11 protein-coding genes are annotated in these 15,953 nt (G+C 54.7%); 10 read left to right on the plus strand and 1 reads right to left on the minus strand.

The window, feature by feature from the left end; translation table 11 throughout:
* The first annotated feature begins 24 nt into the window (after positions 1 to 24).
* From rpoC to JO972_RS09270, 3 genes are all read left to right on the plus strand, one after another.
* Positions 25 to 4,221: a DNA-directed RNA polymerase subunit beta' gene (rpoC, locus tag JO972_RS09260; protein ID WP_309489753.1), complete on the plus strand. Its 4,197-nt coding sequence runs from the start codon at positions 25 to 27 to the stop codon at positions 4,219 to 4,221.
* Between the two features lie 213 nt (positions 4,222 to 4,434).
* Positions 4,435 to 6,645 carry a sulfatase-like hydrolase/transferase gene (locus JO972_RS09265; RefSeq protein ID WP_309489754.1) on the plus strand — a complete coding sequence of 737 codons (2,211 nt, stop codon included), beginning with the start codon at positions 4,435 to 4,437 and terminating at the stop codon, positions 6,643 to 6,645.
* A 45-nt stretch (positions 6,646 to 6,690) separates the two neighbouring features.
* Entirely contained in the window at positions 6,691 to 7,476 is a 786-nt protein-coding gene (locus tag JO972_RS09270) for a dienelactone hydrolase family protein (protein WP_309489755.1), read from the plus strand.
* Between the two features lie 2 nt (positions 7,477 to 7,478).
* Here JO972_RS09270 and JO972_RS09275 read toward each other — a convergent pair whose 3' ends face one another.
* Positions 7,479 to 7,976, minus strand: a complete 498-nt coding sequence (locus JO972_RS09275) for a GNAT family N-acetyltransferase (protein ID WP_309489756.1) — start codon at positions 7,974 to 7,976, stop codon at positions 7,479 to 7,481.
* A 259-nt stretch (positions 7,977 to 8,235) separates the two neighbouring features.
* On the opposite strand from JO972_RS09275, the gene JO972_RS09280 reads away from it, so the two are divergent.
* From JO972_RS09280 to leuD, 7 genes are all read left to right on the plus strand, one after another.
* Positions 8,236 to 8,793, plus strand: coding sequence for a hypothetical protein (locus tag JO972_RS09280; protein WP_309489757.1), 558 nt, complete (start codon positions 8,236 to 8,238; stop codon positions 8,791 to 8,793).
* A 112-nt stretch (positions 8,794 to 8,905) separates the two neighbouring features.
* The gene (locus tag JO972_RS09285) at positions 8,906 to 9,625 is read left to right on the plus strand and encodes a peroxiredoxin-like family protein (RefSeq protein ID WP_309489758.1); all 720 of its coding nucleotides are present in this window, start codon (positions 8,906 to 8,908) and stop codon (positions 9,623 to 9,625) included.
* A 96-nt stretch (positions 9,626 to 9,721) separates the two neighbouring features.
* Entirely contained in the window at positions 9,722 to 11,215 is a 1,494-nt protein-coding gene (locus tag JO972_RS09290; RefSeq protein ID WP_343221570.1) for a protein adenylyltransferase SelO, read from the plus strand.
* A 108-nt stretch (positions 11,216 to 11,323) separates the two neighbouring features.
* Positions 11,324 to 13,243: a TonB-dependent receptor domain-containing protein gene (locus JO972_RS09295; RefSeq protein ID WP_309489760.1), complete on the plus strand. Its 1,920-nt coding sequence runs from the start codon at positions 11,324 to 11,326 to the stop codon at positions 13,241 to 13,243.
* Positions 13,244 to 13,385: 142 nt separating this feature from the next.
* Entirely contained in the window at positions 13,386 to 14,798 is a 1,413-nt protein-coding gene (gene leuC, locus JO972_RS09300; protein ID WP_309489761.1) for a 3-isopropylmalate dehydratase large subunit, read from the plus strand.
* A 32-nt stretch (positions 14,799 to 14,830) separates the two neighbouring features.
* Positions 14,831 to 15,316, plus strand: a complete 486-nt coding sequence (locus JO972_RS09305; RefSeq protein ID WP_309489762.1) for a DUF2059 domain-containing protein — start codon at positions 14,831 to 14,833, stop codon at positions 15,314 to 15,316.
* A gap of 36 nt (positions 15,317 to 15,352) precedes the next feature.
* Entirely contained in the window at positions 15,353 to 15,949 is a 597-nt protein-coding gene (gene leuD / locus JO972_RS09310; protein WP_309489763.1) for a 3-isopropylmalate dehydratase small subunit, read from the plus strand.
* The last annotated feature ends 4 nt before the right edge of the window (positions 15,950 to 15,953 follow it).

The following is a 15,953-nucleotide window of genomic DNA, read 5'->3' on the forward strand; positions in this document are numbered from 1 at the left end:
TTAAATCTTAAATCTTATTATAATATGAGCGTTGAAAATAATCTGCGTGAACTCTTCGGGGTCAATGAAAAGCCTGAACAGTTCGATCACGTCGCTATCACCGTGGCCTCTCCGGACATCATCCGTAGCTGGTCCAGTGGCGAAGTGCTCAACCCTGAAACCATTAACTACCGGACCTTCAAGCCTGAGAAAGGCGGTCTGTTCTGCGAACGCATCTTCGGTCCCACCCGTGACTGGGAGTGTGCTTGCGGTAAATACAAGCGTATCAAACACAAAGGCGTGGTCTGTGACCGCTGCGGTGTGGAAGTGACCCTGTCCCGCGTTCGTCGTGAGCGCATGGGCCACATCGAGCTCGCTGTGCCTGTTTCCCACATTTGGTTCTACAAGTGTATGCCATCCCGCATCGGCCTGATCCTCGATCTCGCCGCCCGTCAGCTGGAGCGCATCATTTACTACGAGGACTACGTGGTGACCGACGTCGGAAGCTCCGAGCTCCAGCTTGGTCAGCTTCTCAGCGAACACGAACTCTTCGATGCCGAGGACGCCTACGGTGAAGGAAACTTCACCGCCGAAATGGGTGCCGAAGCTCTGCAGTCACTGCTCAGCCAGGTGAAACTCGCCGAACTGACCGTGCAGCTGGAAGAGGAAATGCTGAACACCCGCTCGAAGCAGACTAAGAAGAAACTCGCCAAGCGTATCAAGCTGGCCCGTGGCTTCGATCAGTCCAACACTCGCCCCGAGTGGATGGTCATGAACGTGCTTCCTGTGATCCCGCCCGATCTTCGTCCGCTGGTGCCACTGGAAGGTGGTCGCTTCGCGACTTCCGATCTGAACGACCTCTACCGTCGTGTCATCAACCGGAACAACCGACTGAAGAACCTGCTGAAACTCAAGACCCCTGACGTCATCATCCGTAACGAGAAGCGCATGCTGCAGGAAGCTGTGGACGCCCTCTTTGATAACGGTCGTCACGGCCGCGCCGTCACCGGTGCGGGTAACCGTGCACTGAAGTCGCTTTCCGACATGCTGAAAGGTAAGGGTGGACGTTTCCGTCAGAACCTTCTCGGTAAGCGGGTCGATTACTCCGGCCGTTCCGTGATTGTGATTGGACCTGAGCTGAAGCTTGGCCAGTGTGGTCTTCCCAAGAAGATGGCACTCACCTTGTTTGAGCCCTTCATCATCCGCCGCTTGAAAGAGCTCGGCTACTGCCACACCGTGCGTAGTGCCAAGAAGATGATCGACCGCAAGACCACCGAGGTCTGGGACATCCTTGAAGAGGTGACCAAAGGCCACCCGGTGATGCTGAACCGTGCTCCTACTCTGCACCGTTTGTCCATCCAGGCATTCGAGCCTGTGCTGATCGAGGGTTCCGCGCTCCGTGTGCACCCGCTGGTTTGTACTGCTTACAATGCTGACTTCGATGGTGACCAGATGGCTGTGCACGTGCCACTTTCCGTGGAAGCACAGATGGAAGCCCGCCAGCTGATGCTTGCGCCTAACAACATCTTCTCACCTGCCTCCGGTAAGCCGATCACGGTTCCTTCCCAGGATATCATTCTCGGTTCCTACTACCTCACCTACGCACGTCAGCTGACGGCGAAGGAACTTGAGGCGCAGAAGGAAGTGCACCTGCCGCTGTTCGAAAACACCACCGAGGTGGAATACGCCATTGCTTCACGCAAGGTGGGCTACCACGACTGGATTCGTCTGCGTAACCCGGATTACCAAGGTGGTGAAAAACCTTACGGTGAGTCGGAGCCTAAAATCATCCGCACCACACCTGGTCGTGTTCGTTTCAATGAAATCTGGCCATCCGGTCTTGGTTTCATCAACTTCAACGTTGGTAAGAAACAAATCGGTGACATCATCTGGCGCTGCTACCAAGTGGCAGGTCAGGCCGGCACCGTGCTGGTTCTGGACGATCTCAAGAGCCTCGGTTTCAAAGAAGCTACCCGTTCCGGAATTTCCATTGGTATCATCGACATGGTGGTGCCTGAGGAGAAAGTCGGCGAGCTTGAGAAAGCTTACGCGGAAGTGGAAAAAGTCACCAAGCAATACCGTAACGGTGTCATCACTGACAACGAGCGCTATCAGCAGGTGATCGATATTTGGACCCACGCTTCCGACAACATCGCGGATGCCCTCTACCGTAAACTGGAACACAACGAAGGCGACAAGCTCGTCAACCCACTGTTCCTGATGGTTGACTCCGGTGCTCGTGGTAACAAGCAGCAGATTAAGCAGCTCTCCGGTATGCGCGGTCTGATGGCCAAACCGTCCGGTGACATTATCGAACGCCCAATTACGTCCAACTTCCGTGAAGGTCTGTCGGTGCTGGAATACTTCATTTCCACCCACGGTGCGCGTAAAGGTCTTGCCGATACCGCTCTGAAGACAGCTGACTCCGGTTACATGACCCGTAAGCTGGTGGATGTTTCCCAGGATGTGATCATCTATGAGGAAGACTGTGGCACCGTCAACGGTATCACCGCCATCCCAATCATCGAGAACGATGAGGAAGCCGCTTCCCTGGCATCACGTATCTACGGTCGTGTTTCCGGTGAAAAAGTGGTCGATCCCGTTAGCGGTGACGTCGTCCTGAAAGTCGGTCAGATGATCGGCGAGAAGGAAGCGAACAAGATTGAGGAACTCGGCTTCGAGCGTCTGAAGATCCGTTCCACTCTGACCTGTGAGGCTGATCGTGGTTGCTGTCAAAAGTGCTACGGCCTGAACCTCGCGTCCGGTAAACTCGCCAAGATCGGTGAAGCGGTCGGCATCGTCGCCGCCCAGTCCATCGGTGAGCCCGGAACGCAGCTGACCATGCGAACCTTCCACGTGGGTGGTGTGGCATCGTCCTCCTTCAAACAGCCTATCATCAAAGCAAAGAACTCCGGTATCGTTGCTTACAAGGATGTGCGCGCCGTTAAGGATGCCGATGGCAACTTCGTTTCCCTCAGCAAAAAAGGTGAAATCACCATCAAGAACAAGGATGGCCTCGTGCTTGAATCCTACAGCTTGGTGATGGGTTCCGCGATCTCCATCCCAGATGGTGAGAAAGTGAAAAAGGGTCAGACCTTCGTCACTTGGGATCCATACAACGTGCCAATTCTCACGGAAAAAGCCGGTAAGGTTGAATTCCGCGACATGATCAAAGGCATCACCGTTCAGTCGGAAACCGATAAGGAAACCGGCAAGAAGGGTATGGTGGTCACTGAGCACAAAGAGGACTTGCACCCGCAGGTTGTCATCGTGGACAAAGATTCCGGTGAAGTGGTTGCCAGCGCATCCATCCCTGTCGGCGCTCACCTTTCCGTCAAGGAAGGTCAAGCCGTCAAAGGTGGTGCTCAACTTGCCAGAACACCTCGTAAGATCGCCAAGACTGGTGATATTACCGGGGGTCTGCCACGTATTGCCGAGCTCTTCGAAGCCCGTCGCCCGAAAGAGGCTTGCACCATCGCCAAGATCGACGGTGAAGTTTCCTACGGACCAAACGTGCGTGGTAAGAAGAAGGTCATCGTCACCGACATGGAGACCGGCGAACATGCCGATCACCTGGTGCCCATGGGCAAACACATCATCGTCGGAGAAGGCGAAACCGTCCGCCGTGGTGACCAGATCACTGAGGGCCCAGTTTCACCTGACGACCTGCTCGAAGCCTGTGGTGCGCAAGCACTGCAAGAGCACCTTACCAACGAGGTGCAGCGCGTTTACCGTCTGCAGGGTGTGGAGATCAATGACAAGCACATTGAAATCGTCATCCGCCAGATGCTGCGCAAGGTGAAGATCACCGAGCCAGGCGATACCGAATTCCTCTGGGGCGATCAAATCGACCGCACCACCTTCAAGAAGGAAAACGAATCCGTGGTTGCCCAAGGTGGTAAAGCGGCTGAGTCCGAGCCAGTGCTTCTGGGTATCACCAAAGCCTCTCTCGAGACCGAGTCGTTCATCTCTGCGGCTTCCTTCCAGGACACCACACGGGTGCTGACCGATGCCTCCACCGTTGGACGTGTCGATCACCTCCGCGGCTTCAAGGAGAACGTCATCATGGGTCACCTGATCCCAGCCGGAACCGGCTTCCATCAGCACCGTGACACCAAGATCGAGTTCACCGTTGAAGAACCAGAGCCTGTGAAGGCTGAGCCAGAAGAAGGTGCCGAAGGCGCTGTTGATGGCGAAGTGGCACCAGTCACTGACGGTCCTTCCGAGGAAGCCAGCGCTTAATCGCTGACGTCAATATTCTCAAGCCCGGTAGCGCAATGCGTTGCCGGGCTTTTTTGTGCCCAGATGCTGCTGGGTAGCGACCGATGTTGGCAGCTACGGCGGAGGAATTTTTCCAAGCATAGGCATCAAAGCGAGCTAGTGCTGGGTATCGGGCGGCGGTGGTTTTTTCCACCTTGACGGATGCGCACTGGGAGAGATAGCTCAGGGTATTCTATGGTTCATTATCTCAGATCCGGCATCTTTTTGCTTCTCTCCGTCTGCCTCATTCACTCCGCCCTGGCCGCTCCGGCGAAGGCAGGCAAGGCACCGAATGTGATTTATATTTTGGTCGATGACATGGGCTACTCCGATCTCGGCTGCTACGGCGGCGAAATCGAGACTCCGAACATCGACAGCTTGGCCAAGGCGGGGGTGAAGTTTCGGCATTTTTACAATGCGTCGAAATGTGAAACCTCGCGCACGGCATTGATGTCCGGCCTCTATCACGGGCGGGGCTACAATGCCACCGGCGGTGCGACCTTGGCCGAGGCTGTGAAGTCGGCTGGCTATCGCACCTACGGTGTGGGTAAATGGCACCTTGGCACCGGCGACCTGATTCCGGTCAAGCAAGGTTTCGACCACTTTTACGGATTCTACGCCGGTTACTCTAACTTTTTCCCGAAGGGGATCGGTAAGAAATCGATCAAGCGGGATGCTGCTGCGGCGAATGATTTTGTCTCGGCCTATCCAGACAAGCATTTTGCCATCACCTCGGAGCATGTCAGCAGTCAGAAAACCTTTCCCAAAGACTACTATCTCACCGATGCCTTGGGGGATAATGCGGTCGCTTTCATCAAGCACTCGGTCAAGCAACATGCGGATCAACCGTTTTTCATGTATCTCGCCTTCAATGCGCCCCACACGCCGCTGCAGGCACCGAAGAAGTTGATCAACAAATACCGCAACAAGTATTCCGCCGGCTGGGATAAGATGCGGGAGAAAAAATGGCAGCGGCAGAAGGAGCTGGGCTTGATCGATCCGGCCTGGAAACTTCCGGCCCTGCGCGATGATATCCCGCAGTGGGAGAGTTTGACGAAGGTGCAGCAAGACCTGGAGCAGCACCGCCGCGCCGTGTATGCCGCGATGATTGATTCGGTGGATCAGAACGTCGGTAAAGTGCTCAAGCAGCTGGCGGACAGTGGCATCGATGAGAACACCCTGGTGGTTTTCACCAGCGACAACGGGGCCCAAGCATTTGACAACACACCGAACCGCAAGGTGGAGCCCTCGGCAGAAAATTCACGCTGGAGCATGGGGCCTGCTTGGGCGGCCTACAGCAACGCTCCCTTCCGCTACTACAAACAATCGCAGCACCAGGGTGGCATTTGCGCTCCCTTCGTCGCTCGCTGGCCCGCGAAGATTGCGGCGGGCACCCTCACCGATCAGCCGGGGCACGTGGTGGATATCATGGCGACCTTGGTGGACATTGCCGATGTTGATTATGCGGCACTGAAGAAAAATGATGGCACCGCGGTGCCTCCGATGGACGGCAAGAGCCTACTGCCTATTTTCGAAGGGAAATCCCGGCCAAAACCCGACTTCTGGGGCTTCGAGTTTGGCAACAGCGAGTTTGCCGTGATTCAGGGCGACTGGAAACTGGTCGCTTTCAGCAGCAGTCCGTGGCGTTTGTATAACCTCAAAGATGATCGCACCGAAACGAACAACCTCCGCTGGGAGCACCCGGAGAAAGTCACCGAGCTGGCCGCTCTTTATGATCAATGGGGGAAGGACACCTTCGGCAATTCCAAGCGGACCTACGCGAACCGAGATACCCGCAAACAACTGAACCAAGAGCTACGCTACGCCAAGGTGCTCAAGGGTGGTTTGTATCAGAACCCAAGTGTCGACATCACCCTGAGCAACATCGGCCCAGGCGCTGCGGCGAGCATGAATGATCACTGGGAGTTCTACCTGACGCAGACATCCGCCGCAGGTTTGGCCGGATCATCCGACAGTGTCACCCTAGCGCATAAGGCGATGGTCGGAGATGGCAAACTGATCGCTCAAGTGGAAACCATGAGCAAGATGGCCGCCAAAGGGCAGGCCGGGATCATGCTGCGTGCGACCGCTGACACGGGGAGCGCAATGGTCATGTTGGGGGTCACTCCGACTGGGGAGCTTGTGCAATCGGTGCGCACTCGATCCAAGGCATCGCTCAGCTCGGACACGCTAGCCAAAGGATTGAAGTTACCGGTTTTCCTGAAACTCAAGCGTCAGGGGAATGTTTTCACCCCCTCGTATTCCGCCGATGGCATGACGTGGACTGATCTGAAACCGCTCCAGCTGTCGATGCCTCGTGAGCTTTTAGGTGGGGTCGCCACTTTCTCCGGAAGCACCGACCAGCGAGCCACTGCGATCTTTCGCGAGTGGCAGATGGGCCAATAGTGGATCTTCCATGGCAATCGTGATGCTTTGTGCTAGGATGCTTTCATGAAAGCATTTTTGAAAAGTATCGCATTGTTAGGACTCTTCGTCGTTTCGGCTAAAGCCGCTGAGATCACGGAAAAAACCATCGTCTACCAAGAAGGGGAGACGCAGCTGGAAGGTTACGCTGCGCTGCCGAAAGAGGCGGAGGGAAAGCTGCCGGTGATCGTGGTGGTGCACCAGTGGATGGGGCTGACCGACTATGAAAAGATGCGCTGTCAGCAGCTTGCCAAGCTGGGGTATCTCGCCTTCGCCGTGGACATCTACGGTCAGGGCGTGCGGCCATCCAGCATGTCCGAAGCTGGGGCCCAAGCAGGGAAATACAAATCGGACCGTGCGCTCTACCGGAAACGTCTGAACGCAGGCCTCGCTGAGGCGCTGAAACAACCCCAGGCAGACCCTGACAAGGTGGTAGCCATTGGTTACTGCTTTGGCGGCACCGGCGTGATTGAACTGGCGCGCAGCGGTGCTGAAATTGGTGGTGTGGTTAGTTTCCATGGCGGGCTCGATTCTCCGACGCCTGCCGATGGAGCCAAGATTAAAGCCCGGGTGTTAGCCCTGCATGGCGCGGACGACCCCCATGTCAAAGCCGCCGACCTCGCTGCCTTTGAGGAGGAAATGCGGAAGCATGAGGTCGATTGGGAGCTGGTGAAATACGGTGGTGCGGTGCACGCCTTCACTCAGAAAATGGCAGGCAATGATCCCAGTAAAGGGGCTGCCTATGATGCACGGGCCGATCAACGGAGCTGGCAACAGCTGATGACCTTCCTCGGCCAGGTCTTTGGTCAGTAAGGTTAGGAAGATGACGATCGTTCGGGGTCAAAAAGGGTGAAGCCCCGAGATCGGTAGTTGGCGAGGGCACGTTGGTGGTCGTCACTGCAGGTGTGTAACCAGACACGCTTCGTGCCGGGAAGATCCCAGGCAGCCTCGATGGCAGAGTCTAACAACGCTCCGCCCAGCCCCTTGCCGATGAAGTCAGGCAGCAGGCCAAAGTAAACAATTTCCACATTGCCCCCGTCCTGCTGCTCGAACTCGAAGAACCCGGCATCCTGTGTCCCGACTCGCCCCACGAAGGTTTTGACCACTGGCTTGTAGACGTGGCTTTTCCAGTCGCTCTCCGACCACACCAAACGATCGGTCCACTGCCACGGGCCACCCACCTCAATGTAAAACTGGCGATTGACCTCCGGCTGCGGAGGATCAACGGCACGCACGGAAAAACCCTCCGGTAATGGTCCGGCTGGAGCGGGGGGAGGGGTGAGCATTTCCAGATAGTAGATGGTTTCAGGCATGGATGTGGCTGCAAAGTGGTCGAGTCATCATTGCCGCTTTTTTCATCTAAGTGGAAGTGTTTTTCTTAGTATTCAGTGAAGGAGTGCACTGTGTTCTAGGCGATCTTGTTCGAAAGATTACCCCAACCTGAGAACTTGTCGCTACCATCCATGGACGTTCACATTCATCACGACTCTATCATGACCTTGGTCGGTCAGGCACAGCTCGTTGTGCACAGTTCGACCAGTGATGATCTGTATCGAACCAAGCTAACAAGACATGAAAATCCACATCATCCCATTTGCCGTGCTCTCCTACCTAATGATGCCGTCTGTGAACGCAGCGGTCACGATTACCTTCAGTGAATTGAATGGCCATGTCGTGGCAACAACCAGTGGCTCGCTCGTAGCAGAAACGGAGAGCGTTTCATCTTCCGGCTACATAGGCACGACCTTACAGACCAGTGCTGATGAGTTTTACGGCGTGCAAGACCATATTGCTAGAGGCGTGTTTGGTGAGGTGGAGAGTGGTATGCCTGTGGCACTGCCCCAGGCTAATTACTTCAGTGGCGATACCTTTGGCTTCGATTCCAGCGGAGTGCTTTTTTACAAGGAAGCATGGGATAGTGGTGATACTCTTAGCCCTGTCTCCTCTCAGTGGATCTGGATCTCCACCACCTTGGAGGAGTTGTTTGCTGGTGCTGCTCCATACGATGCCACCCTTGTCTGGTCGGATGATACAGGGGAGCAAATCTACTTTGTGGCGGTGCCTGAACCCCCCGTCAGCCTTTTCTGTGTCGCGGCTGGGGCGTTCCTTTGTCGGCGTCGCAGAAGCTAGTGGAGTCCGTATGGAATCATGCTGGTGATGCTCTTGAGACCATCCGAGGCGGGGTTCCGAATATTTTTCAACATTTTGGGGAATAGATCTGAGAGTCGTGTATCCTAAGGGCATGAAACTCGTACACACGACACTCGCCCTGCTCGCCACCGGCACCTCCCTCTTCGCCGACGAGCTGCAGGACCAGCTGGATGCCCGCAAAAGCAACTTTGAAAAGAAGGCCTCCGAAGAAAAGATCACCGAATACAACAAGGGGATCAAGGCTGTTCAGGATTCTGGCCTGATGGAGAAGGCTTTGAAAAAAGGCGACACCGCACCGGATTTCACCCTGAAAAATGCCGTGGGTAAGGAGGTGACACTTTCCAATCTGCTGAAAGACGGCCCGGTGGTGATGACCTGGTATCGTGGGTCATGGTGCCCGTATTGCAACATCGCGCTGCAATCCTATCAGAAAAACCTGCCGAAGTTTGCAGAAGCCGGTGCCCAGTTCATCGCGCTCACTCCCGAGCTTCCGGACAACTCACTGCCTACGAAAAAGAAATTCTCCCTCGAGTTCGAGGTGCTGACCGATCTCAACAACCAGGTGGCTGAGAAATTCAACATCGTCTTCAAAATGACCCCGTGGGTGAAAGATGCCATGGAGTCCTTCGCCGGACTGAATAAATACAACGGCGAGGAATACGATTCTGCGACCCTGCCACTTAGCGCCACTTACATCATCACTCCCGATCGTAAAATCGCCTACGCCTTCCTCGATGCAGAATACCGTAATCGTGCCACTCCAGAGATGATTCTCAAAGAGCTAGCCAAGCTGAAAAAGGCAGGGGAATAGATTTCCTGTCTGGTGCTGTGCCTGTGGCACTGGAGAGAATGAACAGAATTTTTTGACTTAGCATATTCAGCTTAATGTTGAGAAATTCTGTGAATTCTGTCTCAAAAAACTAAGGAGTCGTTCATACTCTCCGCGATGAGCGACTCGACCATTCCCTTCGACAATAGCTACGCCCGGCTCTCCGACCGGTTCTACGTGCGGCAGAATCCCGCGCAGGTGCCGGAACCGGCCCTGGTCAAAGTGAACCACAGTCTGGCCACCGAGCTGGGGATCGACCCGAGCTGGCTGGAGTCGGCTGATGGCTTGGGGATGCTGTCGGGAAATCAGGTGCCGGAGGGTGCCGAACCTCTTGCCCAGGTCTATGCCGGGCACCAATTCGGTGGCTACTCACCCCAGCTAGGCGATGGTCGGGCGATTTTGTTAGGTGAGGTGGTCGATGCCTCTGGGACTCGTCGCGACATCCAACTCAAGGGTTCTGGACGGACCGCATTTTCACGTGGCGGCGACGGTAAGGCCGCGCTTGGCCCGGTGCTCAGAGAGTATCTGCTGAGTGAGGCGATGCATGCGCTTGGCGTGCCGACCACTCGAGCGCTGGCAGCCGTGACCACAGGCGAAACCGTGCTGCGCCAAGACGGTCCGCTAACAGGCGGTATCTTCACCCGCGTGGCCGCCAGCCACATTCGCGTGGGAACGTTTCAGTATTTTTATGCCCAGCAGGAAATCGATGCCGTTAGAGAGCTGGCCGACTACTCCTTGTCGCGCCATTTTCCAGAAACCTCCGACGATCTGGAACCGTATCTCAGCCTATTCAAGCGGGTGCTGCGTTCGCAGGCCGAACTGATCGCTCAGTGGATGTCGTTAGGTTTCATCCATGGCGTGATGAACACCGATAACACGGCGATCTCTGGCGAAACCATTGACTACGGCCCCTGCGCCTTCATGGATGAATTCCATCCGCAGTGCGTGTTCAGTTCCATCGATTCCGGCGGTCGCTACGCCTGGGGAAATCAGCCGAATATCGGGCTGTGGAACCTGAGTCGTTTCGCCGAAACCTTGGTGCCGTTGATCGATCGGGACCAGGAGCGGGCGATTGAAAAAGTCGAGTCCGCACTCGCCGAGTTCCCTGAGTATTTTGCCGAACAATACACCGCCAGGTTCCGGGCCAAATTCGCCCTACCGTCCGATGCGGATGACGCTTTGATCAAAAGCGCTCTCGGCCTGCTAGCCAACCAGCAGGTGGATTTCACACTGTTCTTCCGTCGCCTGACTCAGGTGGCCGCCGGAGCTGAGGTGGAACCTTTGGCGGGTCTATTCTCCGATCAGGTGCAGTTTGTCCGCTGGTTCGATCGCTGGAAAGAGACCTTCGATGTGTCTCAGTTAGATTCCATGCGCGCAGCCAATCCGGTGCTGATTGCTCGCAACCATCGGGTGGAAGAAGCGATCCAAGCCGGTTACCGGGGTGACTTCGCCCCCTTTGAGCGACTGCACCGTGCTCTGCAAAACCCCTTTAGCGATCAGCAGGAGTTTGCCGACTTGGAGCAGCCGCCCAGTCCTGAGGAGAAAGTGCGCGAGACATTCTGCGGCACTTGATTCGACTAGCGGTGATTTTCTTAATGAGTTTGTTAGGTAATGGACCGCTAATAGATGGCAAGTGGCCATTAGCGTGGATGTTGTTAGTTGATTATACACAGCGTCCGTATGAAAAAATACATCAACACGCTTGCGCTCTCAGCCATCGCCGCCACGGCCTATGCTGAAGAGCCTGATGCCCGACTGGATCCCACCGTGGTGAAGGCCGAGGAAGAACAGTCTCTCGTCGGAAAACCGGACACTTCGGTAACGGCAAAGGATTTGGAACTTATCAAGCCAGCCGATCTGGATGATATCTTTCAGAAATCACCTGGTGTCACCGTCAATGGTGGCCGAGCTCAAGCTCAGCAGATTTTTGTCAATGGCTGGGAGTCAACTTCCTTGAATGTAACCATCGATGGTGCAGGGCAGGGGAATATTTACCACCACGCAGGGAGTGTCGTCGTAGAGCCTGAACTGCTCAAGAGTGTGGACGTTTTCGCCGGTGCGGGCTCTGCCTTGAATGGTTTTGGCGCTCTGGGCGGTGCGATTCAGTTTGAGACGAAGAATGCCTACGACCTTCTGGACGAGGGCCAAGACTTCGGAGGCATGAGTAAAGCGGTTTACTACTCGAATGGTGAAGGTTTCAAGCTTTCCCAATCCTTTTACGGTCGTTTGGGAAGTAACTGGGCTTATTTGCTTTCAGCCGGTTACACCGATCGCGATGACTATAAGGATGGCAATGGTGATACCGTTGATCTGACTGCTTATGAGTCTGAAAGTGTCCTGCTGAAATTCTCGGGTCGATTCGATGGTGGCCACAGTTTGGACATCGGTCTGGAGCGCGTGTTCAGCGATACCCTTTCCTACGATCGCCTCAATGTCAGTGAAGATTTCCTGACAGGAAGTGGTCGTCCTACAGGTCTGCTTCAGAACGTCGAGGTTCTGCGTGAAGCTCTGACTTTCAAGTATGGTTACAATCCTGAAAATCAGGACCTCATCGACCTGCAAGCACGTGCTAGTTTCTCACGCCAAGAGTTCAACCGCACGGAGGAAAACTATTACGCCCATCTTGAGACGCTGGATCTGGATCTGCGGAACACATCTCAATTCGGATCCTTCAAGACGACATATGGGGTGCAGTATCGTCATGTTGAGAGCGACATCAATGTGCCTTACCTCATTCTTCCTCCATACGATTCCGTTAAGGGTGGTGAAGAGGAAGACGTTGTCGGTTTCTACATTCAGAACGAGTGGCAACTGAGCGAGCAATTTGTGCTCAGCTTTGGTGGTCGATACGACTACTACGATTTCACCGATGTGGAAGGTCAGAACTACGACTCTGGAAAATTCAGCCCGAACGCAGCGTTGACGTGGCAGGCGACTGATTGCCTCTCCTTCACTGGTGGCTATGCCGAAGCCTATCGAGGTGCCGGTATTCGTGAGTCTTTCCTCACCGCACCTTATCCAGAAGGAGTGGAAGGTGAAGAAGCTGAGACCGTGAAGTTGTCATTCAACTATAGCGCAGATCGCTTCTTCGCGACTGGATCGATTTATAAACAGAAAATCGATAACTATCTCTCTCCGATTCCTGCTTATGACGATGTGGACGATCTCGAAGTTGAGGGCTATGACCTAACCGTTGGCTATCGCGAAGGTGGTTTTCAAGCTTCTGTGGGAGTGGCCCACGCTGAGCCTGACGTGAAGAACTCACCGTGGTTGGATAACTACGGCATGGTGGTGGCTGGCCGTCGCTGGATCGGTGAAGTGAGCTACGCCCATGAGGAAAGCGGTCTAACGTTCGGTTGGAATGTGGAATACCGTCAGGCAGTGGACGAAGAGGCTACACCTTACGTTGCCAAGAAAGATTCCTACATGGTGCACAATGCGTTTGTGAGCTGGGATGTGCAAAGCATCGAGGGACTGAGTCTGTCACTCAATATCGATAATGTTTTTGATGAAGATTACCAAGCACACACGATCTTCATTCCATCAGGTCTTGCCAGCCCTGGGCGTGAGATTCGCGTTGGAGCGACTTATGAATTCTAAGAGCCCGGATAGCATCTGAATCACCAAGCCGATCTCGCGCATTGCGAGGTCGGCTTTTTTGTTGGGCCCCTGCCTCTGGGATTCGCGATTTGCCAAGTGATCCAGAATGCGTTATACACGCCCAGAGCGAATCGATTTCACCATGGGGAAAAATTTATATCAAAAGGTCTGGGATGAACACTCTGTGGGCAGCTTGGCAGACGGCAGAACGCAGCTTTTTATCGGCTCACACCTGATCCACGAGGTCACCAGCCCACAGGCATTTGGCATGCTGCGCGACCTCGGACTCACTGTGAAATATCCGCACCGCACCTTTGCCACGGTTGATCACATCGTTCCCACCGATAACCAACAGCGGCCCTTTTCCGATCCTCTGGCCGATGCCATGATTTCCGAACTGCGGAAAAATGTGGAGGAGTTTGATATCACCTACTTTGACCTCGCATCCGGCATGCAGGGCATCGTTCACATCGTTGGCCCTGAGCAGGGGATTACCCAGCCGGGAACGACCATTGTTTGTGGCGACTCTCACACGGCCACGCATGGTGCCTTTGGTGCGATTGCATTTGGCATCGGCACGACTCAGGTCCGCGATGTTCTAGCTACCCAGACGATTGCCATGGAGAAGCTCAAGGTTCGCCGGATCAATGTTGAGGGCGAACTACTTCCCGGTGTCTATGCCAAGGACGTGGCACTGCATATCATTCGCCTGTTAGGAGCTAACGGCGGCATCGGCTATGCCTATGAATACGGTGGTTCTGTCTTTGATCAATTCACCATGGAAGAGCGCATGACGGTGTGCAACATGTCCATCGAGGGGGGCGCACGTTGCGGCTATGTGAACCCGGATCAGACGACCTTTGATTACCTCGCCAATCGTCCCTATTCTCCTAACGACAGCCAATGGCCTGAAACGGTGAAACGCTGGAGTGCCTATGCCTCTGACCCGGATGCCGACTACGAAGATGTGGTCAATATCAAGGCGGAAGACATTGAGCCGACGGTCACCTGGGGGATTTCTCCTGACCATGGTATCGCGATTTCGGAGACCATTCCAGATCCCGCCGAGGCGAAGACCGAAGGCGAAAAAGCTACCATTGACGAGGCCTTGGAATACATGAAACTTCCGGCCGGAGCTCCGATCAAGGGGACGCCAATTGATGTCGCTTTCATCGGCTCGTGCACCAACGGGCGGATCTCCGATTTCCGTGAGGTCGCGCAGTATTTGAAAGGCAGAAAGGTGGCCGATGGCATCACGGCTCTCGCGGTGCCTGGTTCACAAATTACCGCTGCCATTTGTCAGAAAGAAGGCATCGACCAAATCTTCATCGATGCCGGGTTTGAGTGGCGCGCCGCTGGTTGCTCGATGTGTCTCGCGATGAACCCGGATAAATTGAAGGGTGATCAACTCTGCGCCTCTTCATCGAACCGTAACTTCAAAGGGCGGCAGGGAAGCTCGACTGGGCGGACCGTTTTGATGAGTCCCCTGATGGTGGCTGCCGCTGCCATTGAAGGCCGAGTGGCCGACGCCCGTGAGGTATTCACGGTGAACTAATATTTTTAATCCACATACCCCCGCAATCCATTATGAAAACACTGCTACTCGTCCTCGCCAGCCTGCTGCCCCTGACCTCTGCCATGGCGCAGGATAAGGCTGAAGCTCAATCGCCCGCCTTGCAGCTCATGGCGTTGATCAACATTGAAGAAACGATGTTAGACACCTCCAAGGTGGCGTTCACTCCCTTCCTCAATCAGCTGAAAACGCAAGGGTTTCCTGAGGCTGGTGTCAAGGAGGTCGGTGAGGCTGCCGATGTGTATTTCCAACAAGTCGCTCGTGATCCGGATTTGAAAGCCGAGATGGTGAAGCTCTATGAAAAAGAATTCACCCAGGAGGAACTCTCCCAACTGGTGGATTTCTACAACAGCGATCTGGGGAAAAAATCCCTCGAGGTCATGCCCGCTCTGATGTCGTCTGGGGCCAAGTTGGGCGAAAAGTATGCCCAGAAGTATGCAGAGAACTTCAAGGTTGAGCTGCAGCGCATCATGCAAAAATACCAGCCTGCCGGAGAGTAGGCGGAGCAGTAAATCACTTTTTAATTTCCTAACATCATGTCCATTCAAGCTATCAAACAAGTTGCCGGAACTGCCGTTTTTGTTCCGGGTGCAGATATTGATACCGATCGCATCATCCCGGCACGCTTCTTGAAATGCGTGACCTTTGATGATCTTGCCGAAGGTCTGTTTTATGATGTCAGGTTTGACTCCGAAGGAAACTCGGTGGGCCATCCACTGGACGATCCCAAGTTTGCAGGAGCATCGATCATGCTGGCCGGACCGAACTTCGGCTGTGGCTCCTCGCGCGAGCACGCACCACAGTCGATCTATCGATCCGGTTTCCGAGCCATGATTGCGGAGAGCTTTGCGGAAATTTTCTTTGGCAACTCGACTGGTATCGGCATGCCCTGTGTCTGTTCCACGGCCGAACAAATCGCAGCGCTGACCAAGGCGGTGGAGGCCGATCCTTCGACTGAGGTGAAGCTTGATTTGGAAAAGATGGAGGTCAGTTATGCTGATGAAACTTTTGCCGTGACCATGCCCGAGTCGGCTCGTGAAGCCCTGCTTTCGGCCCGCTGGGATCCGATTGGTGAGTTGCTGGGCAATGCCGAGGCCATCGAGGCTCGTGCCGAGGCCCTGCCTTACGTTTAACTGG

The sequence above is a fragment of the Oceaniferula flava genome (assembly GCF_016811075.1).
In the GTDB taxonomy this organism is placed as follows: domain Bacteria; phylum Verrucomicrobiota; class Verrucomicrobiia; order Verrucomicrobiales; family Akkermansiaceae; genus Oceaniferula; species Oceaniferula flava.